At 73.2% G+C, this 24,633-nt stretch carries 22 protein-coding genes; 11 read left to right on the top strand and 11 right to left on the bottom strand.

Annotation, left to right across the window (positions count from 1 at the left end; all coding sequences use genetic code 11):
• Nucleotides 1-5: 5 nt before the first annotated feature.
• A complete protein-coding gene (locus tag IEZ25_RS18590) occupies nt 6-395 on the bottom strand; it encodes a phage holin family protein (protein ID WP_191200961.1) in 390 nt (129 codons plus the stop codon).
• Nucleotides 396-608: 213 nt separating this feature from the next.
• Here IEZ25_RS18590 and IEZ25_RS18585 point away from each other — a divergent pair, with 213 nt between their 5' ends.
• Both IEZ25_RS18585 and IEZ25_RS18580 read left to right on the top strand, forming a co-directional pair.
• Nucleotides 609-1,169 carry a VanZ family protein gene (locus tag IEZ25_RS18585; RefSeq protein WP_191200960.1) on the top strand — a complete coding sequence of 187 codons (561 nt, stop codon included), beginning with the start codon at nt 609-611 and terminating at the stop codon, nt 1,167-1,169.
• A gap of 9 nt (nt 1,170-1,178) precedes the next feature.
• A complete protein-coding gene (locus IEZ25_RS18580) occupies nt 1,179-2,255 on the top strand; it encodes a histidinol-phosphate transaminase (protein WP_191200959.1) in 1,077 nt (358 codons plus the stop codon).
• Nucleotides 2,256-2,312: 57 nt separating this feature from the next.
• Here IEZ25_RS18580 and IEZ25_RS18575 read toward each other — a convergent pair whose 3' ends face one another.
• From IEZ25_RS18575 to IEZ25_RS18565, 3 genes are all read right to left on the bottom strand, one after another.
• Nucleotides 2,313-3,569 (bottom strand): MFS transporter, encoded by a 1,257-nt coding sequence (locus IEZ25_RS18575; RefSeq protein ID WP_191200958.1) that lies wholly within the window; start codon nt 3,567-3,569, stop codon nt 2,313-2,315.
• Nucleotides 3,569-4,126, bottom strand: coding sequence for a helix-turn-helix domain-containing protein (locus tag IEZ25_RS18570; protein ID WP_191200957.1), 558 nt, complete (start codon nt 4,124-4,126; stop codon nt 3,569-3,571). Before IEZ25_RS18570 ends, IEZ25_RS18575 begins: the two co-directional genes overlap by 1 nt.
• A 152-nt stretch (nt 4,127-4,278) precedes the next feature.
• Nucleotides 4,279-5,076, bottom strand: a complete 798-nt coding sequence (locus IEZ25_RS18565; protein ID WP_191200956.1) for a metallophosphoesterase — start codon at nt 5,074-5,076, stop codon at nt 4,279-4,281.
• A gap of 45 nt (nt 5,077-5,121) precedes the next feature.
• On the opposite strand from IEZ25_RS18565, the gene IEZ25_RS18560 reads away from it, so the two are divergent.
• Nucleotides 5,122-6,111, top strand: coding sequence for a glutathione S-transferase family protein (locus IEZ25_RS18560; RefSeq protein ID WP_191200955.1), 990 nt, complete (start codon nt 5,122-5,124; stop codon nt 6,109-6,111).
• A 59-nt stretch (nt 6,112-6,170) separates the two neighbouring features.
• Here IEZ25_RS18560 and IEZ25_RS18555 read toward each other — a convergent pair whose 3' ends face one another.
• Nucleotides 6,171-7,241 (bottom strand): family 43 glycosylhydrolase, encoded by a 1,071-nt coding sequence (locus IEZ25_RS18555; RefSeq protein WP_191200954.1) that lies wholly within the window; start codon nt 7,239-7,241, stop codon nt 6,171-6,173.
• Between the two features lie 581 nt (nt 7,242-7,822).
• On the opposite strand from IEZ25_RS18555, the gene pdhA reads away from it, so the two are divergent.
• The 4 genes from pdhA to IEZ25_RS18535 all read left to right on the top strand — a co-directional run bounded on the left by pdhA (nt 7,823) and on the right by IEZ25_RS18535 (nt 13,159).
• Nucleotides 7,823-8,992 carry a pyruvate dehydrogenase (acetyl-transferring) E1 component subunit alpha gene (gene pdhA / locus IEZ25_RS18550; RefSeq protein ID WP_191200953.1) on the top strand — a complete coding sequence of 390 codons (1,170 nt, stop codon included), beginning with the start codon at nt 7,823-7,825 and terminating at the stop codon, nt 8,990-8,992.
• A 1-nt stretch (nt 8,993) separates the two neighbouring features.
• On the top strand, nt 8,994-9,980 hold the full coding sequence (locus IEZ25_RS18545; protein WP_191200952.1) for an alpha-ketoacid dehydrogenase subunit beta: 987 nt from the start codon (nt 8,994-8,996) through the stop codon (nt 9,978-9,980).
• Between the two features lie 67 nt (nt 9,981-10,047).
• On the top strand, nt 10,048-11,598 hold the full coding sequence (locus IEZ25_RS18540) for a dihydrolipoamide acetyltransferase family protein (protein WP_191200951.1): 1,551 nt from the start codon (nt 10,048-10,050) through the stop codon (nt 11,596-11,598).
• 127 nt (nt 11,599-11,725) lie between these two features.
• The gene (locus IEZ25_RS18535; RefSeq protein WP_191200950.1) at nt 11,726-13,159 is read left to right on the top strand and encodes a serine/threonine-protein kinase; all 1,434 of its coding nucleotides are present in this window, start codon (nt 11,726-11,728) and stop codon (nt 13,157-13,159) included.
• A gap of 12 nt (nt 13,160-13,171) precedes the next feature.
• On the opposite strand, the gene IEZ25_RS18530 is transcribed toward IEZ25_RS18535, so the two are convergent.
• Entirely contained in the window at nt 13,172-14,122 is a 951-nt protein-coding gene (locus IEZ25_RS18530; RefSeq protein ID WP_191200949.1) for an NAD-dependent epimerase/dehydratase family protein, read from the bottom strand.
• Between the two features lie 137 nt (nt 14,123-14,259).
• On the opposite strand from IEZ25_RS18530, the gene IEZ25_RS18525 reads away from it, so the two are divergent.
• A complete protein-coding gene (locus IEZ25_RS18525; protein WP_191200948.1) occupies nt 14,260-15,738 on the top strand; it encodes a coiled-coil domain-containing protein in 1,479 nt (492 codons plus the stop codon).
• Between the two features lie 18 nt (nt 15,739-15,756).
• Nucleotides 15,757-16,758 carry a coiled-coil domain-containing protein gene (locus IEZ25_RS18520; RefSeq protein ID WP_191200947.1) on the top strand — a complete coding sequence of 334 codons (1,002 nt, stop codon included), beginning with the start codon at nt 15,757-15,759 and terminating at the stop codon, nt 16,756-16,758.
• Nucleotides 16,759-16,805: 47 nt separating this feature from the next.
• Here the strand turns inward: IEZ25_RS18520 and IEZ25_RS18515 are convergent, their stop codons facing one another.
• Together IEZ25_RS18515 and IEZ25_RS18510 are read right to left on the bottom strand one after the other, a co-directional pair.
• A complete protein-coding gene (locus IEZ25_RS18515; protein ID WP_191200946.1) occupies nt 16,806-18,332 on the bottom strand; it encodes a M1 family metallopeptidase in 1,527 nt (508 codons plus the stop codon).
• A 26-nt stretch (nt 18,333-18,358) separates the two neighbouring features.
• Nucleotides 18,359-18,937, bottom strand: coding sequence for an RNA polymerase sigma factor (locus tag IEZ25_RS18510; protein ID WP_318152323.1), 579 nt, complete (start codon nt 18,935-18,937; stop codon nt 18,359-18,361).
• Nucleotides 18,938-18,957: 20 nt separating this feature from the next.
• Here IEZ25_RS18510 and IEZ25_RS18505 point away from each other — a divergent pair, with 20 nt between their 5' ends.
• Complete coding sequence (locus IEZ25_RS18505) at nt 18,958-20,406, top strand: serine/threonine-protein kinase (protein ID WP_191200945.1); 1,449 nt, start codon at nt 18,958-18,960, stop codon at nt 20,404-20,406.
• 17 nt (nt 20,407-20,423) lie between these two features.
• Here the strand turns inward: IEZ25_RS18505 and IEZ25_RS18500 are convergent, their stop codons facing one another.
• Together IEZ25_RS18500 and IEZ25_RS18495 are read right to left on the bottom strand one after the other, a co-directional pair.
• Nucleotides 20,424-21,059, bottom strand: a complete 636-nt coding sequence (locus IEZ25_RS18500; protein WP_191200944.1) for a hypothetical protein — start codon at nt 21,057-21,059, stop codon at nt 20,424-20,426.
• Nucleotides 21,056-21,706: a hypothetical protein gene (locus tag IEZ25_RS18495; protein ID WP_191201086.1), complete on the bottom strand. Its 651-nt coding sequence runs from the start codon at nt 21,704-21,706 to the stop codon at nt 21,056-21,058. Before IEZ25_RS18495 ends, IEZ25_RS18500 begins: the two co-directional genes overlap by 4 nt.
• A 47-nt stretch (nt 21,707-21,753) precedes the next feature.
• On the opposite strand from IEZ25_RS18495, the gene IEZ25_RS18490 reads away from it, so the two are divergent.
• On the top strand, nt 21,754-23,274 hold the full coding sequence (locus IEZ25_RS18490; RefSeq protein ID WP_318152322.1) for an amidohydrolase: 1,521 nt from the start codon (nt 21,754-21,756) through the stop codon (nt 23,272-23,274).
• 76 nt (nt 23,275-23,350) lie between these two features.
• Here IEZ25_RS18490 and IEZ25_RS18485 read toward each other — a convergent pair whose 3' ends face one another.
• The gene (locus tag IEZ25_RS18485) at nt 23,351-24,532 is read right to left on the bottom strand and encodes a helix-turn-helix domain-containing protein (RefSeq protein WP_191200943.1); all 1,182 of its coding nucleotides are present in this window, start codon (nt 24,530-24,532) and stop codon (nt 23,351-23,353) included.
• Between the last annotated feature and the right edge of the window lie 101 nt (nt 24,533-24,633).

Raw genomic sequence — 24,633 nt, 5'->3', positions numbered from 1 at the left:
CGCGGTCAGTCCCGCGCGGGCAGCGCGGAGCGGACGCCCCAGCCGACGATGGTCACGATCAGCGAGCCGACCAGCGCGTTCCAGAAGCCGTCGACGTGGAAGCCGAGGTCGAAGGCATCGGCGAGCCGCGCGGTGAGGAGCAGCATCAGCGCGTTGATCACCAGCAGCAGGAAGCCCAGCGTGAGGATGATGAACGGCAGGGAGAGCACCTTGATCACCGGCTCGATGAAGGTCGAGACGAGACCGAGGATCAAGGAGACGATCAGCAGGGGCAGGATCTTGTCCTGGATCTCCTCCTGACCGCTCGAGGCTCCCTCGAACCAGATCCCGTCGAGCAGCCAGGCGGCCACGGCCAGGCCGGCGGCGTAGGTCAGCAACCAGGTCACGAAGCGCATGGCACGACCCTAGCCGGGGTAGTCCCCTACGTTCTGGTCCCTAGTCCCCTACGTTCTGGTCCCTAGTCCCCTACGTTCTCGTCACGACCAGAACGTAGGGGACTACCCCGCGTCTCGTTGCCCGTCCCCTTGGTTTCGACACGGGCGCCGGGGCGCCCTGCTCAACCAGCGGGGACCAGCGAGCGCCAGCGGCGGGTGGCTACCCTCGCGGACGTGGTGACGATCGGCGGCACGGGCGTGATGCTGCTCGGGGGCCTGGCCGCCGGGGTGGTCGCGGTGCTGCTCGCACTCGGCCTCCGGCGATGGGTGGGCACCTTCACCGCCGTCTCGGTCGCCGGGCTGCTCTGGTCGCTCGTCGCGATCGCCCTGGTCACGCTGGTGCCGACCCGCCCGGACGTCGGGTTCGTGCCGGCCGAGACGCGCAGCGAGACCTGCTCGTGGGACTACGGCGGCCCGTCGGGAGCGGCGTTCCAGGTGCTCGGCCTCGACCAGCGCACCCTCAACGTGCTGCTCTTCGTGCCGGCCGGGCTGTTCCTCGTGCTGGCGGTCGGTCGCTGGTGGGCGGGGCTGGTGCTCGCGCCGATCGGCGTCGCGATGCTGGCGGCGTACAGCCTGGGCATCGAGTTCACCCAGCTCCAGCTGGCCCGGCTGGACCGGGCGTGCGACGTGACCGACATGGTCGACAACATCCTCGGCGCGGTGGTCGGGTTCGTGCTCGGGGTGGTGCTGCTGGCGGTCCTGAGGCCGTGGCGGGGTCGTCGCGCGGCTGACTAGGGTGCGGGCATGTCCAGCACCTCTCCGCAGCCCCGGCCCAACGTGCTCGCCATCCCTGCGTACGTCGCCGGCAAGCCGCCCGTGGCCCGACCCGGGGTGACGTCCTACAAGCTGTCGTCGAACGAGAACCCCTACCCCCCGCTGCCCGGCGTGCTCGAGGCCGCCACCGCCGCCGCGGCTGAGATGAACCGCTATCCCGACATGGGCAGCACCGCGCTCTACGCCGCGCTCGGCGAGGCGATGGGCGTCCCGGTCGAGGACCTCGCGGCGGCCACCGGCTCGGTCGCACTGATCTACCAGCTCGTCAACGCCTTCTGCGAGCCCGGTGACGAGGTCGTCTACGCGTGGCGCTCCTTCGAGGCCTACCCGATCGCCGTCACCGCCGGCGGTGCCACGAGCGTCCAGGTCCCGGTGACCGCCGACGGGCGCCACGACCTCGACGCGATGGCGGCCGCGGTCACCGACCGCACGAAGGTCGTCATCGTCTGCACGCCCAACAACCCCACCGGCCCGGCGGTCACCCAGACCGACCTCGACGCGTTCATCGCGAAGGTGCCCCCGCACGTGGTGCTCGTCGTCGACGAGGCCTACCTCGAGTTCGTCCGGATGGACGACGCGATCGACGGCGTCGCGACCTACCGCCGCCACCAAAACGTCGTCCTCACGCGCACGTTCTCCAAGGCCTACGGTCTGGCCGGCTTCCGGGTCGGCTACGCCGTCGCCCCCGCGCCGCTGGCCGCCGCGCTCCGTGCGGTGTCGACGCCCTTCGGGGTCAGCCACGTCGCCCAGGCCGCGGCGATCGCCTCGCTCGCCTCGCGGGACGCCCTGCTCGAGCGGGTGTCGGACCTCGTGGAGCGGCGGTCCGACCTCGTCGTCCGGCTCCGCGAGGTCGGCTGGGAGCTGCCCGACGCGCAGGGCAACTTCGTGTGGTTCCCGCTCGGTGACCGCGCCCTCGACTTCGCGGCCGCGTGCGGGGAGCTCGGGATCTCGGTCCGTCCCTTCGCCGGCGACGGCGTCCGCGTGAGCATCGGTGAGACCGAGGCGTTCGACCGGGTGGTCGAGGTGGCGGCGCGCTTCGCTCCCTGACCTCGAGTCGCCGGAGGGGCGGTGGGTGAGCCACATTCGGCGTACGGAAAATGTGGCTCACACACCGCTCGAGGGAGCGGGTTCGGGAGCCGCCGCGGGCGACCGGTCCATCCGCCGGAAGCTCGGCACCCGGGTGGGCGCCATCGTCGTCAGGAGGTACGTCGCCCCGGCGACGACGAGCGCCGGTGAGATGCCCAGCCCGGTGACCGCGAGGCCGCCGAGGATCCCGCCGAGCGGCATCAGCGACCAGCACAGCGCGGTGTTGAGCGAGGAGACGCGGCCCATCAGCGGCGCGGGGATCCGCTCGAGGATCACCGCGCCCAGGATCGGGTTGAGGAAGCCCGACGCGGCACCGGCGACGACGGTCACCGCGAGGACGGCCCAGATCGGGGACTCGAGGGCCATCACCACGAACCGCGGCGCGCCCGCGATCAGGAACGCGATGACGTAGGTCCGGTAGCGCGGCAAGGTCTCGCCCCAGCGGGCCGCCACGAGCGCGCCCAGGACCGACGCCCCGCTCATCACCGCGAACAGCGTGCCCAGCACCTCGACCCCCGCCCCGGAGTCCTTCGCCCAGACCGGCGCGAGCACCGCGACCCAGGCCTGGTCGACGAGGTTGGTCACCGCGACCATCGCGCAGATCGCCACGAGCACGGGGTCGGTGCGCAGGAAGTCCCAGCCCTGCCGCAGCTCGGTGGCGTACGACGTCGGGTCGGCCTCGGGCTCCGGTGGGACGGGGCGACCCAGGCCGGAGGTCGCGAGGGCGAAGACCAGGAAGGAGACGAGGAACGACGCGGCGTCGACGTAGAGGGCGTTGGCCGCGCCGACCGAGGCGACCAGGAGGCCGGCGAGGGCCGCGCCCGCCATCGTCGAGGTGCGCTCGACGGCCGAGGCGAGGCCCGACACCCGCTCGAGCGAGCAGCCGGCGACCCGGGCGATCTCCGGGCTCATCGCCGCCTTGCCGGCGTCGCCCGGACCGCGCAGCGCTCCGGCGACCGCGACCAGCACGAGTAGCAGCGGGAGGCTCAGCAGTCCCAGGTCGTGCAGCAGCGGAACCAGGCCGACGACCAGCGCCGACAGCAGGTCGCACGTCAGCGTGACCCGGCGTGGGCCCAGCCGGTCGAGGAGCGGGCCGCCGAGCGCCTTGAACACGACCAGCGGGGTGATCTCCGCAGCGGCGACGAGCCCGGTGAGGGTGGCCGACCCGGTGGTCGAGAGCACGAACCACGGGATCGCGATCATCGAGACGCGGGTGCCGACGAAGGAGACGCCCTCGGCGACCAGGGCCCCGACCAGGGGAGCGCGGTCCGCCATCACTCGCCCCAGCGCTGGCCGGGTCGGGGGAACGCGTTGAGGTTGAGCGTGAACGGCACCGCGTCCTCGGCGTCGGAGTCCTCCGCGCCGTCGATGATCCCGGCCAGCCGGGCGACGAGCTCATCGGCCCGGGCCGGGGTGAGCCTCCGCTCCCAGTCGCTCAACGTCCCGACGCGGCGCCACTCCTGCGGCAGGAAGGCCATCTCCGAGACGGCCGCGCGCATGCGGTCGGCGTACAGCATCGCGACGGTCGTGAGATAGGCCTCGACGTCGCTGTCGACCACGCCCTCGTCGCGGAAGTCGGTGCGGGTGCTCTGGTGGGCCGCGCGCCACCAGCGGTCGCGAGCGTTGCCGCGCGCGGTGTCCTCCTCGATGAAGCCGTGCTGCGCGAGCTGGCGGAGGTGGTAGGACGTCGCGCCGGTGTTGAGGTCGAGGCGCGCGGCGAGCGTGGTCGCGGTCGCCGGCCCCTCGCCGCGCAGCAGGGTGAGCATCCGCAGCCGCACCGGGTGGCTCAGGGCGCGGAGGCCGGCGATGTCGGGCGTGATGGAGGAGGGCATGGCCCCACGCTAAGACTGCAAAGAGTCATTTGCAAACATCTCTTTGCGATTTTCGTTGTCGGGGTAGTCCAGTGGCATGTGGCTGCCGAAACGGGCTCCGGACGACCATCTGCCACTGGACTACCCCCGCGGGGCGACCGTCTGCCGCTGGACTATCCCCCGAGGTGGGCGACCAGGCACGGCCCGCCCTCGTAGATGCCGCCGTCGATGTCGAGGGCCAGCCCGTCGGCGTAGAGGCGGGGCTCGTCGTAGGAGTCGAAGGGCTCGCCGAAGTAGTCGCCGATGATGCTGTGTCCGTGCACGATGCGCGCTCCGCCGAGGGTGTCGAGGAGCATGCGGGCTGCGGCCGGCCCGTCGGCACCGCCGAGCTCGTGCCGCCGTCCGAGGCCGACCAGCACGTTGAACCACGCCACCGGGTCGTCCGAGGCCAGAAGCGAGCGCACGGTCTCGTTGATGTCGTCGACGGTGTCGCCCCACTGGAGGTAGCCGGTGGTGTCGGAGTGCATCAGCAGGTGGTCGCCGTCGCGGGCGATGGCGGGTAGCCCGGACAGCCAGTCGACGAGCTCGTCGTCGAGGCCCGCCTGGTCGCTGGCGAGCCCGCCGTTGCGGGACCAGATCGAGGAGAAGGTCCGTGCGACGCCGCGGTGCACGACCTCGGCGTCGCCGAACCGCCGCATGCCGAGCGCGATGACCTCGTGGTTGCCGAGCACCGTGCGCACCTGCCCGCCGTCGGCCGCGGCCTCGTCCGCGAGGCGTCGTACGAGCCGGATGACGCCGAGCCCGTCGGGCCCGCGGTCGAGGAGGTCGCCGAGCACCCACAGCCGCGCGTCGCCGCCCGACCAGCGCGCCTCGCGGTCGACGAGGCCGGCCTCGTGGAGGGCGGCGGTCAGCTCGGTCAGGTGGCCGTGGGCGTCGCTGGTGGCGAAGACCGACGGCGGGAGGGCGCTCACCCGTCAGAAGGTATGCCGTCGAGGCGAGGCGAGTATGGTTGAAGGATGAACGACACGGCGAGCTACACCAAGCAGGGCCAGCCCTTCGAGCGCGACATGAGCTACCTGCCCGACCGGATCCTGGCCGGGGAGCGCTCGCTCGACCCGCTCGACGAGCAGTTCCCCAGCGGGTCCAAGGACAGCCCGCGCGACGTGCCCGTCTGGGAGGCCGCGCCCGGTCGCTACCGCCTCGTCGCCGCCCGCGCCTGCCCGTGGGCGCACCGCTCGATCATCGTGCGCACCCTGCTCGGACTCGAGGACGTCATCTCGTGGGGCGCCCCCGGCCCGACCCACGACCAGCGCAGCTGGACCTTCGACCTCGACCCCGACGGCCGCGACCCGGTGCTCGGCATCGAGCGGCTGCAGGAGGCCTACTTCGCGCGCCAGGCCGACTACCCCCGCGGCATCACCGTGCCGGCGATCGTCGACGTCGAGTCGGGCCAGGTCGTCACCAACGACTTCCCGCAGATCACGCACGACCTCTCCTTCGAGTGGCGCGAGCACCAGCGCCCGGACGCGCCCGACCTCTGGCCCGCCGACCTCCGCGAGGAGATGGAGGAGGTCATGAAGCGCGTCTTCACCGAGGTCAACAACGGCGTCTACCGCTGCGGCTTCGCCGGCTCGCAGGAGGCGTACGACGACGCCTACGCGCGGTTGTGGACCGCGATGGACTGGCTCGAGGGGCGTCTCGCCGACCGCCGCTACCTGATGGGCGAGGCGATCACGGAGGCCGATGTCCGGCTCTTCACGACGCTGGTGCGCTTCGACGCGGTCTACCACGGCCACTTCAAGTGCAACCGCAACAAGCTGACCGAGATGCCGAACCTCTGGGGCTACGCCCGCGACCTCTTCCAGACGCCGGGCTTCGCCGACGAGGTCGACTTCGAGCAGATCAAGACGCACTACTACGTCGTGCACACCGACATCAATCCGACGCAGATCGTCCCGGACGGGCCCGACCCGGCCGTCTGGCTCACGCCGCACGGGCGTGCTTGAGCGGACCATGGGCCGCTTGACCGCCGGCTTGTACGCCTGACCGACCCCGCGGAGCGCGGTCACGCGGCTGGCGGCGTCCAGGCCGGCCCCTGCCCGAAGCGGGCGAGCACCGGGCCGTCCTTCGTCCACCGCAGCCGGGCCAGGTAGAGCACCCGACGTCCGCGGAGCCCGACGTCGTCGTGCGAGGAGTACGACGACTCGCAGGGCCCGTTGGCGCCGTCGCAGACCCAGCCGTGCACGAACAGCCGGTGGGGGGTGCCGGGTACGTAGTCCGCGCCGCCCGGCCCGCAGATCCCCGTCGAGGTCCGGTCGAGCAGCGTCGTCTCCGGCGCCGACTGCCAGCCGCGCCGGATCGAGTCCGAGCGCCGCCAGACGGTCCGGTAGCCGCAGCGCCCGAAGTCGCCACGACTCAGCAGCAGGTGGTGCTGGCCACGCGCGTCGACCATCTCCGGGTTCTCCAGCACGCCGGGGTCGCGGAGCAGCTCGCGGCTCGGCCCGGCCGCCCGCAGCCCGCTCGCGGTCAGTCGCACCATCCGGATCGACGACGGCGTGCCCTGGGTCCGGTAGAGCAGGAACCGCCGGCCGTCCGGCGCGACGTAGGACGACGGGTCGATGACCCCCCGCTGCGGCAGCCCGCGCTCACGGCGCACGACGTCGCTGGCCGGTGTCGTCGTGGCCTCGGGCGGGCACGCGAGGGGCTCGGTGTGCAGCGGTGTGAAGGGGATCGTCAGGTCCGGGGAGGTCGCGACGCCGATGCACCGGTCGTCGGCGCGCGGGAGGCCGGGGACAGGGATCGAGTAGTAGGCCAGCCAGGTGCCGTCGGGCGCGCGGACGACCTCCGGTGCCCACACGTCGCCGTTGCGCGCCCACTCCGGCCGCGCGTCGAGCAGGGGCGCGCCGGGGACCCAGCCGGCGTACTCCTGGGCGCTGGTCGCGGTGCCGCCCCGCCACCCGGTGCCGGCGGCGAACCACCGGGTGCCGTCGTGGACGACGCTCGGGTCGGCCAGCGGCTGCTCCCAGAACAGTGGCCGCGGCGGGAAGGCCACCACGTCGGCGGTGGCCGCAGCGGGCGCGAGCAGGGAGACCACCAGGACCGCGAGCCCGAGCAGGACCCCACGCGCGTGGCTCACCGCACACCCCCCGATCACTGGCACCAGATCTCTGGCACGAACGCGGGCAAGGCTACGGCTGGTCTGGTCCGCGGCCGGGCAGGACATCGCCTTTCGAGCGGCATTGGCAAGGCCGGGTCGCGGGATCGTCAAGAGATGCCTCACGCTCGCCGCAGCCTTCGTCGGGGGTCTTCTCTGCGACGGATCGCGGGTGCACGCTTTCCTCGTTCCGACGGGGGATCGGACGCGGGGCTGGCTGGGGGGCCGGCCCCGCGAACGTCTCGTCGGCAGTGATCGCCCCTGGCGCCGAAGGCCTCGAGCCGCCGGCGCCGGGCGTTCCCTGCCGATCGGGTGGTGCCCCCCGAGCCACCCGACTGCCTCCATCCCAGTGGAGGCGAGCCGGCGTCGGCGGGTCACCCACGAGCCCTGCCGACGCCGGCTCAACCTGCGCGCGCTCCTGCCCGGTCGGATTGGTGCTGCCGGGTCCCGGCCGATACGTTTGGCCCACCATGTGGTCGGGGTCACACACGCCGACGATCACGCTGCAAGCCGTCGGCGTCCGGCGATCCCGCGACAGCCGCTAGCTGTATAGGAGAGTCGCTTTGTCCGAGCACGGCAGTTTCGGCCCCGACCTGGCGGAGGTCTTCGGACCCTCCCACGCCGACGGCGGGCCCGACCTCGTCCAGCTGTTGACCCCCGAGGGTGAACGCGTCCACCACCCCGAGTTCGACCACGACTTCTCGGCCGAGGAGCTGCGCGGGCTCTACCGCGACATGGTCCTCACCCGCCGCATCGACGTCGAGGCCACCGCGCTCCAGCGCCACGGCGAGCTCGGCATCTGGGCCCAGCTGCTCGGGCAGGAGGCCGCGCAGATCGGCGCCGGCCGCGCGCTGCGCCCCCAGGACTACGTCTTCCCGACCTACCGCGAGCACGGCGTCGCCTACTGCAAGGGCGTCGACCCGCTGCGGCTGCTCGGCCTGTTCCGCGGTGTCGACCAGGGCGGCTGGGACCCGGCCGAGAACAACTTCGGGCTCTACACGATCGTGATCGGCGCACAGACCCTCCACGCCACCGGCTATGCCATGGGCATGCAGCGCGACGGCGTCGTCGGCACCGGCGACCCCGAGCGCGACTCGGCCGTGATCGCCCACTTCGGCGACGGCGCGTCCTCGCAGGGCGACGTCAACGAGGCCTTCATCTTCGCCGCGTCCTACAACGCGCCCGTCGTGTTCTTCTGCCAGAACAACCAGTGGGCCATCTCCGAGCCCATCGAGCGGCAGACCCGCATCCCGCTGCACAAGCGGGCGCTGGGCTTCGGCTTCCCGGGCATCCGCGTCGACGGCAACGACGTGCTGGCGACGTACGCCGTCACGAAGGCCGCGCTGCAGCGCGCCCGCGAGGGCAACGGACCGTCGTTCGTCGAGGCCTACACCTACCGGATGGGCGCGCACACCACGACCGACGACCCGACGCGCTACCGGCTCAACGACGAGCTCGAGCACTGGAAGCTCAAGGACCCGATCGAGCGGTTGAAGGTCTACCTGCGCCGCAACGGCCTGGTCGACCAGGAGTTCTTCGACGACCTCGACGTCGAGGCCAAGGAGCTGGGCCACCACCTCCGTGAGGGCTGCAAGGCGCTGCCCGACCCGAAGCCGCTCGACCAGTTCGGCTACGTCTTCAGCGAGATGACCGACGAGATCGCCGCCCAGCGCGACGAGTTCGCCGCCTACCTCGCGTCCTTCGAGGGCTCTACCACAGGAGGGGGGCACTGAGATGACTGCCAACCAGAAGATCACCCTCGCCAAGGGGCTCAACATGGGCCTGCGCAAGGCGATGGAGGACGACGACAAGGTCCTGCTCATGGGTGAGGACGTCGGCAAGCTCGGCGGCGTCTTCCGCATCACCGACGGCCTGCAGAAGGACTTCGGCGAGGACCGCGTCATCGACTCGCCGCTCGCGGAGTCCGGCATCGTCGGCACCGCGGTCGGCATGGCGCTGCGCGGCTACCGCCCCGTCGTCGAGATCCAGTTCGACGGCTTCGTCTACCCCGCCTACGACCAGATCGTGTGCCAGGTCGCGAAGTACACCTACCGCTCGCAGGGCAAGGTGAAGATGCCGATCGTCATCCGGATCCCGTTCGGTGGCGGCATCGGTGCGGTCGAGCACCACTCCGAGAGCCCGGAGGCGCAGTTCGCGCACACGCCCGGCCTCAAGGTGGTCGCCTGCTCCAACCCGGTCGACGGCTACTGGATGATCCAGCAGGCCATCGCCCACGACGACCCGGTGATCTTCCTCGAGCCCAAGCGGCAGTACCACGCCGACAAGGCCGAGCTCGACGAGTCGGCCACGCCCGAGCCGCTCTTCACCTCGCGCGTCGTGCGCGCCGGCACCGACGCGACGGTGCTGGCCTACGGCCCGACGGTGAAGACCGCGCTCAAGTGCGCCGAGGCCGCCGCGTCCGAGGGGCGCAACCTGGAGGTCATCGACCTGCGCACCCTCTCGCCGCTCGACATGGCACCGGTCTATGAGTCCGTACGCCGCACGGGTCGCTGCGTGGTGACCCACGAGGCCCACGTGAACCTCGGCATGGGTGCCGAGCTCGCCGCCCGGGTCACCGAGGAGTGCTTCTACTCCCTCGAGGCCCCGGTCCTGCGCGTCGGCGCCTTCGACACGCCCTACCCGCCCTCGCGCATCGAGGAGGAGTACCTCCCCGACCTCGACCGCGTGCTCGACGCCGTCGACCGCACCTTTGCCTTCTGATCCCTCCGCTGGTTGAGCAGGTCGCGCAGCGACCGTGTCGCAACCAAGGATCTCCGAAAGGATCCTGATGTCCGAGTTCCTCCTCCCCGACGTCGGGGAAGGCCTCACCGAGGCCGAGATCGTCGCCTGGAAGGTCAAGGTCGGCGACACCGTCGAGATCAACGACGTGATCGTCGAGATCGAGACCGCCAAGTCGCTGGTCGAGCTGCCCTCGCCGTTCGAGGGCACCGTCCTGGCGCTCCTCGTCCCCGAGGGCGAGACCATCCCCGTCGGCACCCCGATCATCTCGATCGGCGCCGAGGGCGAGGCGCCAGCTGCCCCGCCGGCGCCGACCGAGCAGACCGAGTCCGACCCCTACCTCGGGATGGCCGAGAAGGCGGGCGCTGCCGAGAGCGGGCACTCCGCGGCTCCCCAGGTCGACCCGGCCGACATCGACCTGTCCAACCCCGCGGCGTCCGGGTCGATGGAGGGCGCGTCCCTCGTCGGCCGGATCAAGGCCGAGCGCGGCCCGATGCGCCGGGCTCGTCGCGGCTCGGCATCCCCGAGCACCGTCGCCGGCAGCCAGACGCAGCTCCAGGTCCAGGGCGCGTTCTCGCCCGGCGGCGCCCAGTCCGACGAGGTCATGCCGGCCGACGAGTCGCCGGTCCCCGCGACCGACCAGCGTCCCGAGCACACGGCCCCGGCCGAGGCGCTCGTGCCGCCCGCCGCCCAGGACCCGGGCGTCGTACGCACGCTGGCCAAGCCGCCGGTCCGCAAGCTCGCCAAGGACCTCGGGGTCGACCTCTCGACCCTCGTCGGCTCGGGACCGTCCGGCACGATCACCCGCGACGACGTCCAGGGCGCCGCCGACGGCACCACCGCACGTACGCCGTCGGTGTCGGCCACACCCGCCGCCTCCGTGAGCGTCACGGGCGAGCGCGAGGCCCGCGAGCCCATCAAGGGCGTGCGCAAGATGATGGCGTCGGCGATGAGCCAGTCGGCCTTCACCAGCCCGCACGTCACCGAGTGGGTCACCGTCGACGTCACCGCGGCGATGCAGCTCGTCGCCCGGCTCAAGAAGCGTCCGGAGCTCCGCGACACCCGCGTCAGCCCGCTGCTCGTCCTGGCCCGCGCGGTCATCCTCGCGATGAAGCGCACCCCCGAGATCAACTCGTTCTGGGACGAGGATGCGCAGGAGGTCGTCTACAAGCACTACGTCAACCTCGGCATCGCGGCCGCCACGCCGCGAGGCCTGGTGGTGCCCAACGTCAAGGACGCCGACAGCCTCTCGATGACCGAGCTGGCGGCGGCGCTCGGCGAGCTCACCGCCACCGCGCGCGAGGGGAGGACGCAACCGGCCGAGATGGCCGGCGGCACCTTCACGATCACCAACGTCGGCGTCTTCGGCGTCGACGCCGGCACCCCGATCATCAACCCCGGCGAGTCCGCGATCCTGTGCTTCGGCGCGATCAACAAGCGGCCCTGGGTCGACGAAGAGACCGGCGAGATCGTCGTGCGCGACGTGACGACGCTGGCGCTGTCCTTCGACCACCGGCACATCGACGGGGAGAAGGGCTCACGCTTCCTGGCCGACGTCGCCGGGATGCTCAACGACCCCGGGACGGCCCTCCTCTTCTGACACCCCTGGATATCTGAGGACGTCATGAACGGGATCGGCACGCGATCACGTTCATGACGTCCTCAGATATCGGGCCGCCGGCGCAGGCGCCGTGTGAAGCGAGCGCTGACGGGGTAGGAACGCAGCCATGAACGAGCGCATCGGCCCCTACCTCCTCGAGCGCCGCATCGGCATGGGCGGCATGGGCGTCGTCTACGTCGCCCGCGACGAGGCGCTCCACCGGCAGGTCGCGCTCAAGGTCATCTCCCCGCAGCTGGCCGACGACGCGGCCTTCCGGGAGCGCTTCGTGCGGGAGGCGCGGGCGATGGCGTCGCTGGACTCGCCGCACGTGGTCTCGGTCTACGCGCACGGCGAGACCGACGGGCGCCTGTGGATGGCCACCCAGTACTTCCCCGACGGCGACCTGGGCACGCTGCTGCGTCGCAACGGCCCGCCGCCCCTCGTCGACGGCCTCGAGCTGATGGCGCAGGTCGCCGACGGCCTGGCCGCGGCCCACGCCGTCGGGATCGTGCACCGTGACATCAAGCCCGCCAACGTCCTGCTCCGGCACAACGGGCAGGCGTGGCGCGCCGCCCTCGCCGACTTCGGCATCGCCCGGGCGGGGGGCGACCAGACCGGTCTGACGATGGGCGGGATGGTCGGCACGCCGTCCTTCATGGCACCGGAGCTGCACCGCGGCGCGGAGGCCAGTGCGGCGAGCGACGTCTACTCGATGGGCTGCCTGCTCTGGACGACGATCTCCGGCACGGCGCCCTTCGCCGGCACCACCGACTACGAGGTCGTCTCCGCGCACCTCGAGGAGCCGGCCCCCCAGGTCGAGGGCGCCGACGCGGTCGTCCTCGCCGTGAACGCCCTGCTGCAGCGCGCGATGGCCAAGGATCCCGCCGATCGCCACGGGAGCGCGAGCGAGCTCCGTGACGAGCTGCGCGCCGCGGTGGGCCGGGCCGGCGCGGCCCCCACCGTCGTACGCCGTGCCGGTGCCGCCCCGACGGTCCAGTCCGCGTCCTCGGCGCCGACCCCGACGCCCGCCCCGACGCCGACCCCCAGGCCGACGCCGGTGCCGACCTCGGAGCGTCCCGGCTCGCGCGTGGGGATGTGGGTGGCGCTCGTCGTGGCACTGGTCCTCGCCAGCGGTGCCCTGGCGTACGCCCTGTGGCCCGCCGACGACGAGGCGGTCAGCGACCCGACGCCGCGTCCCTCCCCGCCGCCGGCGAGCATCACCGACTATCCCGAGTCGAGCCCTCCGACGCCGACCTCTCCACCCACCGCGAGCGGCGGGGCCACCACCAGGCCCGAGCCCGGACCGGACGGGTGGACCGCGGCCGACCGCAAGCGCGCGGTCACAGGCTTCGCGACCGCGCTCCGCGGCCAGCCGAACGTGCCCGAGGAGAAGGTCGACTGCGTCGCCCGCGAGACCCTCAAGGACGACGGGCTGGACGACATGGTGTCCGCGGGCTTCTTCGACGAGTCGTGGACGTTCTACGACCAGGACCTCGAGGCCTACCCGTTCATCAAGATGGCGCTCTCCGTCGCCACGCTCTCCTGCGTCCTGGAGAACTGAGCGACGCGCGGATCAGCGCTCATGCCAGGCGGCCAGCACCTCGGCCTCCCGCTCGGGCGTGAGCGCGACGACGGGCGAGTCGAGGCAGCCGTCCGCCGTGTCCGCGACCGGGCGGAGCCGCAACCCCGCGGCGATGGCGGGACCGGGGTCGTGCGACAGCATCCCGTCGTACGCCGGTCGCGGCAGCCAGAGCGGCAGCGAACCCTCGCCCGCCCACGGCTCGACCCCCTGCTCCTCGAGGAAGGACGTGTCCACCCACGTCAGCGCCGGTGGGCCGGCGGCGACCCCGGCGGCCACGCCGTCGAGCATCTCGGCCAGGGGCATCGGGGTCCCGACCGCGTCGAGCACGCCCGTCGTACGCCGCTCGGCGAGCACCAGGAGCCAGGCCGCGAGGTCGCGCACGTCGATGACCTGCACCGTGTCGTCGGGCGACCCGGGAGCCAGCACCTCGCCGCCGCGGGACAGCCGCTGCGGCCAGTAGGCGAAGCGACCGGTCGGGTCGCCCGGTCCGACGATCAGTCCGGGCCGCGCGACCACGCAGGACGCGGCGCCCGCCTGCACGACCTGCTCGCAGGCGACCTTCATCCCGCCGTAGGCCTCGGGGTCGACCGCGAGGTCCACGTCGTCGGTGACGGGCTCGAGGAGCGGCTCCATCGCGGGCGAGGAGCTGTCGGCGTACACGCTCACGGTCGAGACGAACACCCAGTGGGCCTCGCGCAGCGCGGCCACCGCACTGCGCGCCTGCGACGGGAGGCGGGTCACGTCGACCACCGCGTCCCAAGCCCCGTCGGCGAGGGCTGCAGGGGCGGGCTCGGCCCGGTCCCATGCCAGGTGGGCGGCGCCCTCGGGCACCGGGCCCGACCGCCCACGACACGCGCAGGTGACGTCCCAGCCGAGGGCCACCGCCTGCGTCGCGACCTCGCGGGACAGGAACCGGGTGCCGCCGAGCACGAGGAGCTTCATGGGCGCAGTCCACCCGTCCGTACCTCGAGCGGCAAGACGGGTTCGCTCTCGGCGCAACCGGCTGGACCACCCCTTTGTGGGTATGCCGCTGCGCTGCCAGAATGGGCGTCCCCCTGATCGTGCGAGAGGAGCGGGCGATGTCCCTCGGTGCCCCGCCGTCGTCCGAAGAGCCCACCACCACGGCCCTGCTCGCGCGCGCCCAGCAGGTCGCCGACCAGCTGGTCAGCGAGGCTCGCGAGGAGGCCGCGCGGCTCACCGCGGACCTCGCGTCGCTCCGCGAGGAGGCCCGCCTGCTCAAGGTCGAGGCCGAGCGTGACCGCGCCGAGGCGGCGCGGGCACGCAGGCAGGCCGAGGAGGTCCTGGCGGGTGCCTCCGAGGAGGCCTCCACCATCGTCGTCGACGCCAACGAGCAGGCGTCGCTGCTCATGAGCTCCGCCGGCGAGGCGCGCGACCAGCAGGTCGAGGCCGCTCGGATCGAGGGCGCCAAGCTCCGCGCCCAGGCGCAGGACGACGCCGTCGCCCTGCGTGCGGAGTCGCAGGAGCTGCGCGAGACCGCGGCCTCGGAGAAGTCCGAGCTGCTCGACGGTGCTCGCGCCGAGGCCGAGTCGACGGTCTCGCTCGCCCAGGAGACCGCTGCCCGGCTGGTGGAGGAGGCGCGCACCGCTGGTCAGCACCACCTCGACTCCGCGACCGCCGAGGCCGAGTCGCTGCGGGCCAGCGCCTCCATCGAGTCCGCGCGGATGCGCGACGAGGCCGGGCTGCACGTCGAGGAGCTGCGGCGTACGACCGGGGCCGAGGTCGATCGCATGCGCCGGGTCGCCGAGGAGACGCTCTCCGCCGCGCGCACCGAGAGCGACGAGAAGCTCCGGCACGCGGCCGAGCAGACGGCCTGGGCCACCCGGACCGTCGAGTCCGTGCTGGCCGGTGCCGCGACCGAGGCGGAGACGACCCGCAAGGCCGCTCACGCCGACGCGGGCGACCACGTCCGTCTCGTGCGCCAGCGTCTGCAGGGGGTCATCGCCGCGGTCGACGGTCGGGTCGCCCTCGAGCTCGCCGAGGCTCGGCAGCGCGCCGAGGAGATCGCGGCCGACGCGGACCGCTTCGCGGCTGAGCGGAAGGCCGAGGCGCGGGCCGTGCTCGAGCAGGCCGAGGCCGAGGCTGCCCGTGTCGTCGCCGACGCGACCGACGAGTCCGAGCGCGCGGTCGAGCGCCTCGAACGCCGCCGGGTCGAGGCCGAGACCGGGGCCGCGAGCCTGCGCTCGCTCGTCGCCACGGAGGTCACCCGCAGCCGCGCGGAGGCCGCCGAGGAGCGTCGCCGGGCCCGCGAGGAGGCCCTGACGCACGTGGCCGAGGGGCGCGCCGAGGCCGACCAGCTCCGCGAGGGGGCTCGTCGCGCCGTCGAGCGCGCCCGCGCCGAGATCGCCCAGCTCCAGACCCGGCGCGACACCATCGCGGCCGAGCTGGGCCAGCTCTCCGGCGTCATCGAGGCCCTGTCGGTCCCCGAGCGCCAGGTCGAGCCCGACGCCGATCGCCGGCCGCTGCCCCAGCGCCCCGTCGCGTTCTCGCCCGACCTCGACCCTGCCACGCACAGCTCGCCCCTGCCCCCCACCCCCTGATCGACCAGGAGACGCCCGATGCCTGAAGAGATGTTCACGACCGTCCGGCGCGGCTACGACCCCACCGAGGTCGAACGGGCCGTCGGCCAGGCGCGGGGCGAGGTCGCCGACCTCACCGAGCGACTCCGGGCCGCCGAGGCCGCGGCCGAGGCCGCGCGCAGCGAGGCCTCGACCTCGCGCGACGCGCTCGTCGCCCAGCAGCAGCAGGAGCCCGAGGTGCCGACCTACGAGCACCTCGGTGAGCGCGTCGGCCAGATCCTGTCCCTCGCCGAGGCCGAGGCCGCGGAGATCCGCGACCGGGTGCTCGGCGAGGTCGAGGCGATGCGCAAGGAGGCGGACGCCGAGGTGGGCCAGGTGCGCGCCGACGCCGACCGCTACGCCGAGGTCACCCGCCGCGACGCGGAGGCCGAGGGCGCCCGCGTGCTCGCCGACGCCCGCACGGCCGCCGACTCCGAGCGCGACGCGGCCGAGCGCGACGCCTCCGCCCGCCGTGCCGAGGCCGAGGCACTCCACGAGGACGCCCGCGCCAAGGCCGCCCAGTCCGCCGCCGACTTCGAGACCACGCTGGCCGAGCGCCGCCAGAGGGCGACCTCGGAGTTCCAGGCCCAGCAGGCCGCCACGCAGGCCGAGCTCGATGCGATGACCGCGCGCAACCGCGACGCGGAGGCCGCGATGGAGCGCTCGCGCGCCGAGGCCGAGGCCCGGATCGCGCGGATGCTCGCCGACGCCGAGGAGCGCTCGACCACGATGGTCAACGACGCCCGTGGCACCGCCGACCGCGTCCGCGCCGAGTCCGAGCGCGAGCTCGCGGCGGCCGCGCAGCGCCGCGACAGCATCAACGCCCAGCTCTCCAACGTGCGCCAGATGCTCGCCACCCTCACCGGCACCGTGCCCGGCGTGGCGCTGCCCGAGCCCGTCGACGTACCCGCCGCGCCTGCTCCCGAGGCGGACGCGACAGAGACCGGCGACGACACCGAGGCCGATGTGGTGGAGGCCGAGGAGCCCGCCGAGCAGCGCTGACCCACCGCCGAGCCCATGGTGGAGCGGGAGAGGGAGTGCGCCGCGGCTCAGGCGTCCGGCACCCCGCGCGGCGGCGTGGTCGTGCCGGTGATCCAGCGGTCGAAGAACGCCGAGAGCTCGAGCCCGGTCTCGGACTCCCAGTGGTCGACGAGCTGCTCGCGGGAGACCGAGGTGTTGTCGTGGTCGGCCAGCCACGACCGGGCGATCGCGAAGAACTCCTCGTCACCCAGCGCGACGCGCAGCTCGTTCCACATGAGCGCCGGCGGGTAGTAGATGTTCGAGCTGCCGAACTGCCGCGGGTCGTACGCCCCGGGCGGGCCGTAGTCGTCGCGCAGCGCCTGGTCGCCGGCGCGGGCGTCGCGGAGGGTGTCACGCAGCGGACGGAGGTCGTGCTCGTCCTCGTAGATCCACTGCATCAGCATCGTCATGCCCTCGTTGAGCCAGACGTCGCGCCAGTCCGCCGGCGAGACCTGGTCGCCGTACCACTGGTGCACGATCTCGTGCGCGATGACCTGCGGCGAGAGCACGTAGTCGTTGTTGCCGAGCGTGACCATCGTCTGGGTCTCCATCGCGCTCTGGGACTCGGTCACGACGAGCCCGAGGGAGTCGAACGGATAGTCGCCGAGCCTGGTCTCGATCCAGTCCACGGAGGCGGCGGCGGTGTGCAGCCGGTCGAGCTCCGCCGACGTCACCATCGCCCGCGGCGTCCAGTAGTCGACGGTCATGCCGCTCGCGGTCGTGTTGCTGCTGTGGGCGTAGTCGCCGATCGCCAGCGTGATGAGGTACGACGACGCGGGCTCCGCGAGCTGCCAGGCGGTGGTCGTGCCCTCGTCGGTCTCCTCGAGCGAGGTGAGCCGGCCGTTGGCGATCCCGGTCCACGGGCCTGGGGCGTGGACGGTGATGTCGTAGAGCGCCTTGTCGGAGGGCTGGTCGTTGACGGGATACCAGGTGTAGGCGCCGAACGGCTCCTGCATCGTCCACACCTCGCCGGTGTCGGTGATCGTGAACCCGGTGGAGGAGAAGTCGCTGCGCGTCGTCGGGGCGGCTGCCGGCTCCGGGGTGCCGGCGTAGGGGACGACGAGCTCGTAGCGCTGGTCGGCCTCGACGCGCGCGCGGACGACCAGGTCCTTGCCGCGGTGGCGCACCTGCACCGGCTCGCCGTCGAGGGTGACCTCGCCGACCCGCAGGGGTGCCCCGAGGTCGAGCTGGAAGGCGCGCGCGTCGCGGGTCGCGCGGAAGGTGATGGCGGCCTGGCCGGTCAGCCGCTCGGTCTCCGGGTCCCAGCCGAGGTCGAGGTCGTAGTGCAGCGCGTCGACGCGCGGGTCGCCGACGTCGGGGTAGACGCTGTCCTCGACGGGCTCGGACAGCGCGAGGTCGAGGTCGGGCTCGACCGGGTCGGTGACCTCGGGCCGGCCGGTCGAGGCCTCACCGGAGCCGGGGTCGCTCGACGTCGCGGGCGCGGACGGAGCGGACGAGGGGGAAGGTCCGTCATCGGACTGCTCCGCGCCCGAGGAGCAGCCGGCCAGGAGCGCCAGCGCGAGCGCGAGGGACGAGGCCAGGGCCGGGCTGAGCAAGCACCTGGCTCGCCCCCGACCCGTCGTCACTGCTCGCCGCGCAGCAGCGGCCGGGCCAGCTTGCGGCCGTGGTGGATCTGCGCCTTCACCGTGCCGAGCGGCGCGTCGACCAACGCTGCGATCTCGTCGTAGGGCAGGCCGTAGACGTCGCGCAGCAGCAGTGGCTCGACGTACTGCGGGTGGTCCTTCTCGATCTCCTCCATCGCCTCGAGCAGGTCGAGGCGGGTGCCGGCGATGACGCTCGTCGTGCGCGGGTCGGGCCGGTCGTGGGAGCCGTCCTCGAAGTCGGTCGGCGTGGCCAGGTTCTTGAGCCTGCGGTACGCCGTGCGCGCGCTGTTGACCGCCACGATGTGCAGCCAGGTGGTGAACCGGCCGCGCCCGCCCCACGTGCCGATCCGGGTGGCGACGTTGAGCATCGCCTCCTGGCAGGCGTCCTCGGCGTCGCCGGAGTAGGGCAGCACGCCGCGACAGATGTTGAGCACCCGTGGACGCACGACCCCGAGCAGCTGCTCGAGCGCCTCGCGATCGCCGTCTCGCGCCCTGCGCGCGAGGTCGTCGATCTCGTCCGGCCCCCACGCCGCCCCGCCGTCCCCGGAATAGATCACGACTGCACGATAATGCCCGGGTGTCCGCTCCCTCTCGTCTCGGTCGGTACCCGGTGCGGCGTCGCATCGGGTCCGGGGCGTTCGCCACCGTCTGGCTGGCCTACGACGAGCACCTGGACTCGCCCGTGGCCATCAAGGTGCTCGCGGAGAACTGGGCCGGAGACCTCCACGTCCGGCAGCGGTTCATCGAGGAGGGTCGCTTCCTCCGCAAGGTCGAGTCGCCGCACGTGGTGAGCGTCTACGACGCCGGCGAGCTCGCCGACGACCGCCCCTACCTCGTCATGGCGTACGCCGACCAGGGCACGCTGGCCGACCGGCTCGAGCTCTCGGCCCTCGAGCCGTTGCAGGCGCTGACCGTGCTCACGCAGGTCGGCCAGGGCCTGTCCGCGCTCCACGACCGCGGGGTGCTGCACCGCGACGTGAAGCCCGCCAACGTCCTCTTCCGCAGCGTCGAGCACGCCCACGGCTCGCAGGTCGTCGCGATGGTGGGCGACCTCGGCCTGGGCAAGGCGATGGACATGTCCTCCCGGCTCACGATGGTCGGCGGCACGCCCACCTACGTCGCCCCCGAGCAGGCGCTCGGCGAGGGGCTGGACCCGCGCGCCGACCAGTTCTCCCTGGCGGCGCTGGGCTACTACCTGCTGGCGGGGCGCCAGCCGTTCGACCACGCCAGCCTCGCCGCGGCTGCGAGTCCGACACCGCCCCCGCCGATGGACATCGACAACCCCGGGGCCGAGGCGGTCCTCCTCAAGGCCCTGTCCCAGGACCGCGAGGACCGCTACGACGACGTCGCGTCCTTCACCGCGGCGCTGGTCGAGGCGATGGGCGGCCACGTCGACGACGCACCGGAGGCGTGGATCCCGGCCGACCCCGACCTGACCCGACCCGCGCCGACGGAGGGGACGGACGAGGTCGGCGAGACGACGACCGGTCGGGGGCGCGGTCCCCGCTGGCCCTGGCTGGTCGCCGCCGTGGCGGTGCTCGCGGCCGGCGCGGGGGGCGGGTGGGCGATCGAGCGGACCACGACGTCGGACCGCACGGTCGAGGACCGCACCGGCACGATCGTGGTGACCGTGCCCGAGTCGTGGACCACCCGGGTCGACCCGGACCAGTGGACGCCGATCGACGGCAAGCAGGCCCAGCCGTCGATCGCGGCCGGGACGCGCGCGGGCTGGAACACCGCCAGCGACCCCGGCCAGGGTGTCTTCGTCGGCATCCTGACCGGCGACAAGCTGCCGACGCGGGTGCCGCAGCACCGTGACTGCGCGACCGCGGGCACGCTGATCCGCGACCAGAAGGACGGCGACGAGTCGATGACCGTCGTCTTCAGCGGATGTCCGGGCCCCGACGTCACCATCGAGCGGGTGGTCCAGCTCAACGCCAGCCAGCTGCTGTGGGTGCAGGTCCGCAGCAACGACCGCGGCACCGCCAACCGCGTGCTCGACTCGGTGCAGACCTTCGGCGTCTGAGCCGACCGCTCGAGCTCCTAGCCGAGGCGTACGCCGGCCGCGACCCGCTCCGCGAGGGCGGCGAGCCCGGGCTGGTCGACCGCGCGTCCGCTGACCGCGATCTCGACCTGCGCGTTGTCGGTGCCGGTCACGTCGATCCACGTGAGGTAGCCGTGGCGGAGGTGGTTGCTGAGGATGAACGTGAAGTGGATGCCGTCCTCGGTCCGGTCGAGGATCTCGACCCCCTGCTCGTCCTCCTCCAGCTCGGCGATCCGACGATCGAGCGTCCAGTCGATCGAGCGGCGGTTGCTGAGCACCTGCTCGACCCGCATGAGGTAGCCGAAGGACGCGGGCTGGTCCGGGGGACGCCACTGCCACTCGTTGAGCGAGTTCGGCGACAGGTTCCAGCCGTCGGGCGCGGGGACCGTCATCCGGAAGTCACCCTCGCCCACGGTCGTGTCCACCAGGCGTACGTCCGGGGCGAGCGGGGGGTAGTCGGGGTCGGGCAGCAGGTCGGGGACCGGGTCGACGGGCAGCGTCGGCGACGCGTCCGCGACCGGCGCGGCGGCGCCGGAGCCGAGGGGTCCCGCCCCCAGCGCCCACGAGGTGCCGAAGCCGCCCATGAGCCCGACGACCAGCGCGAGGGCGAGCAGCGTCAGGCGCCGACCCGTCACACCGGGCCACCGGTCGCGCCGCGCATCCCCTCGGACACCCGCTCGATCAGGTCCTCGGCGCCTGCCACGTCCCGCTCGCGACCGTGCACGACGATCTCGACGTCGGCCTGGCCGCTCGAGTCGAGGTCGAGCCAGACCATGAAGGCGTGACGCAGGTTGTTGGCGATGCCGCGATAGGTGTATTCCAGCGAGGATGCGCCGCGGTCGATGATCACCACGTCGTCCGCCTCGTCGAGCAGCCGGGCCACGCGCAGGTCGATGGCCTCCGGGATGCTGACCCCCTGGCTGTCGATCTGGCCGATCCGCATCACGTAGGTGTTGTCGGAGGTGCCGGGGTCCTTCCACTTCCGCTCGCTGCTGGCGTTGTCGTTGATCCGCCAGCCCGTGGGGGCGGGGAAGAACAGCTCGAACTTGCCGGAGCCCATCGTGGCCTGCGACATCGCGATCCCCGGCTCCAGGGCCGGGTCGTCGGGATCCTGCGCGTAGGGCCGTGGCGCCTCGACCGGCATGTCGGCGCCGTCGGCCCGCACGGGGGACGGCACGCCCGAGCCCACCGCGGTGTCCCGACTGGCCGCGGACGCGGCGAACCCGCTCCCGGCCCCGATCGCCAGGAGCGCGACGACAACCGCAGGCCCCCGCCAGTTCATGCCCCCAACCTAACCGGCGCTGCGGCCCCATTGCCTACGGTGGGCCCGTGCTCCTCCGCAACGTGCGCCTCGTCGCCGTCACCGACCCCGTGCCCGGACTCGTCGACGTGCGCACCGCCGAGGGCCGCGTCGTCGAGGTCGGCCCCGACCTGGCCCCCGACGGGAGCGGGTCGACGTACGACGGGGGTGGGCGCTGGCTGATGCCGGGCCTCTGGGACCAGCACGTGCACCTCGGACAGTGGACGCTGGCCTCGGCACGGCTCGACCTCGCACCGGCCCGGTCGAGCGCGGACGCGGTCGCCCTGGTGCGCGAGCGGCTCGAGCAGTGGCCGGGCGTGCCGGTCATCGGCTGGGGCCACCGGCCGACGGCCTGGCCCGACAACCCCGTCGTGTCCGACCTCGACGCCATCGCCACCGACCAGCCGATCGTGCTGATCGCCGGCGACGGCCACCACGGCTGGCTCAACACGATCGCACTGCACATGCTCGCGCTGTCGACGCGCGAGAGCGTGGTGAGCGAGGGCGAGTGGTTCATGGCCTACGGCCGACTGACCTCCGTGCTCGGCTCCGACGGCACCGGCCCGGAGGCCTACCGCCGCTCGATGGAGGCCGCCGCCGCCCAGGGTGTCGTCGGGCTCGTGGACCTCGAGTTCAGTGGCGGCGTCGCGGACTGGGCGGCGCGCTGGGCCGACGGCGCGAACCTCCTCAAGATCCGCCACGCCTGCTACGCCGACGGCCTCGACGACGTGCTCTCCCGGGGGCTGCGCTCCGGCGACCCGCTCGACGGCTCTCTGCCGAACGCGGGGAGCCTGACGATGGGACCGCTCAAGATCATCAGCGACGGATCGCTCAACACCCGCACCGCCTGGTGCTGCGAGCCCTACGCCCAGAAGGCCGTGCCCGGCCTCGAGGAGGGCCAGCCCAACCAGACGCCGGAGGAGCTGCGCGCGCTCCTCGCCCGCGCCGCGGCCGGCGGGCTCGACGTGGCCGTGCACGCCATCGGCGACCGAGCGGTGACCGAGGCGCTGGCCGCCTTCGAGGACACCGGCGCACGCGGCGGCATCGAGCACGTGCAGCTCACCACCCGCGACGACGTGCGCCGGATGGCCGGGCTCGGCGTGCGGGCGAGCGTGCAGCCCGCGCACCTCCTCGACGACCGCGACGTCACCGAGCGCCTCTGGCCGGGTCGCGCCGAACGCTGCTTCCCGCTGCGCTGGATGCTCGACGAGGGCGTGGACGTGGTGCTCGGCTCCGACGCCCCGGTCTCGCCGCTCGACCCCTGGCTGGCCATCGCGGCGGCGGTCCACCGCTCCGGCGACGACCGCGAGCCGTGGCACCCCGAGCAGGCGCTGTCCGCTCGCGAGGCGCTCGCCGCCTCGACCGACGGCCGGGGCACGGTGGCCGTCGGTCACCCCGCCGACCTGGTGCTCCTCGACGCCGACCCCCTCGACGGTCCCTCCGACCGCGAGCACGCCCGGCGGCTGCAGGCCTTCGCCGAGCAGGTCGTGGCGACCTGGGTCGCCGGCGAGGCGGCGTACGAGCGCGGAACCGCTGTAACGCCGGGTTAGCAGCTGTACCCACCCTGCTGCAACGGGGTGGGTAGGTGCACCAACCCGGCGTTACAGCGGCGCCGACCGCGCGGCCCTACGCCAGCGCGAGCGTCGCGTCGAGCACGAAGGCCGGGTCCTCGAGCCGGTCGCCGTAGATCTCGCGGAGCTGGCCCACGCGGTAGCGCACGGTCTGCGCGTGCACGAAGAGCTCCTCGGCGACGGCGTCGCGCCGGCCGTGGTGGAGCAGCCAGCTGCGCAGCGTGTCGGTGAGCTTCTCCGCGGTCGAGGGCCGCAGGTCGGCGAGGGGGGCCAGCACCCGGGCCCGGAGGTCGGCGCGGGCCTCGGCGTCGGCGCCGAGCACCAGTGCGGCCAGGTGCTCGTCGGAGTCGACCAGGCCCTCGAGACCGAGCGCGACGCACCGGAGCGTACGACGGTGCGAGCCGGCTGCCTCGAGCCAGGGGACGGTCGGCCCGACGACGGCGTCCGTGCCGCGCAGGGCCCGCAGCATCGTGCGCCGGGCGGTGGCCGACGCGGCCGTCGGCACGAGCAGCGAGGCATGGCCCTCGGGCAGGCCCGGCACCTCGTCGGTCGGCTGCAGCGTGCGCGGGTCCAGGGCGGTGAGGGCGTGCGAGACCTGCGACTCGGGGAGCACGACCGCGGTCAGCGCGTCGCGCGGCTCCCAGTCGGCGCGCTCGGCGGCGGCGTTGACCGCGTCGGCCGGCGCCCCGCTCAGCAGGGCGCGCGCGAGCCGGTCGAGGTTGCGCTGCCGCACCCGTCCGCTGCTCTCGAGCTCGTCGGTGTGCCCGGCGACCGAGGCCGCGGACAGCTCGTCGATGTAGGCGAAGACCAGCTCGGCGAAGCGAGCCAGCTGCCCGGGCTCGATGCCGGCCCCGACCGCCGCGTCGCCCATGTCGCGCCACGCGACACGCGCCCCGACGCGGTAGGCCGCCAGCAGCGCCTCGACCGTGCGGCCGCTGCGGGCCTCGCCACGACCGAGCTGGTAGGCGCCCTCGATCGCCGGCGCCTTGGGGGCGCTGCTGTCCGGGCGGGTGGCCAGGGTGAGGAATCCGCCGAGCGCCAGCTGGACGGCGTTGCGGATGACCTCGCCCATCCGCCCGCTCAGCGCGCCGGCGTAGCTGGGGACCTCGTCGATGATGGTGAGGACCGCTCGGTCGGCGACCTCGGCCAGCTCCGAGCGGAGCGCCCTGGCCACACGAGGATCGAGGTCGACGACCGTCTGTATTTGTGTGGTGGGTCGCACCGGCGGGGTGGTCATCGCGACTCCTGACGAGAAGATTGTTCGCAGTGAACAAGATCCTAGCCCCGATTCACGTCCGAGCGGCAGGAACTCCGGGCCCGACTCCGCCACATTGGATG

The sequence above is a fragment of the Nocardioides hwasunensis genome (genome assembly GCF_014779665.1).
Lineage (GTDB): Bacteria > Actinomycetota > Actinomycetes > Propionibacteriales > Nocardioidaceae > Nocardioides > Nocardioides hwasunensis.
This window is presented reverse-complemented; position numbering and strand designations above follow the sequence as displayed.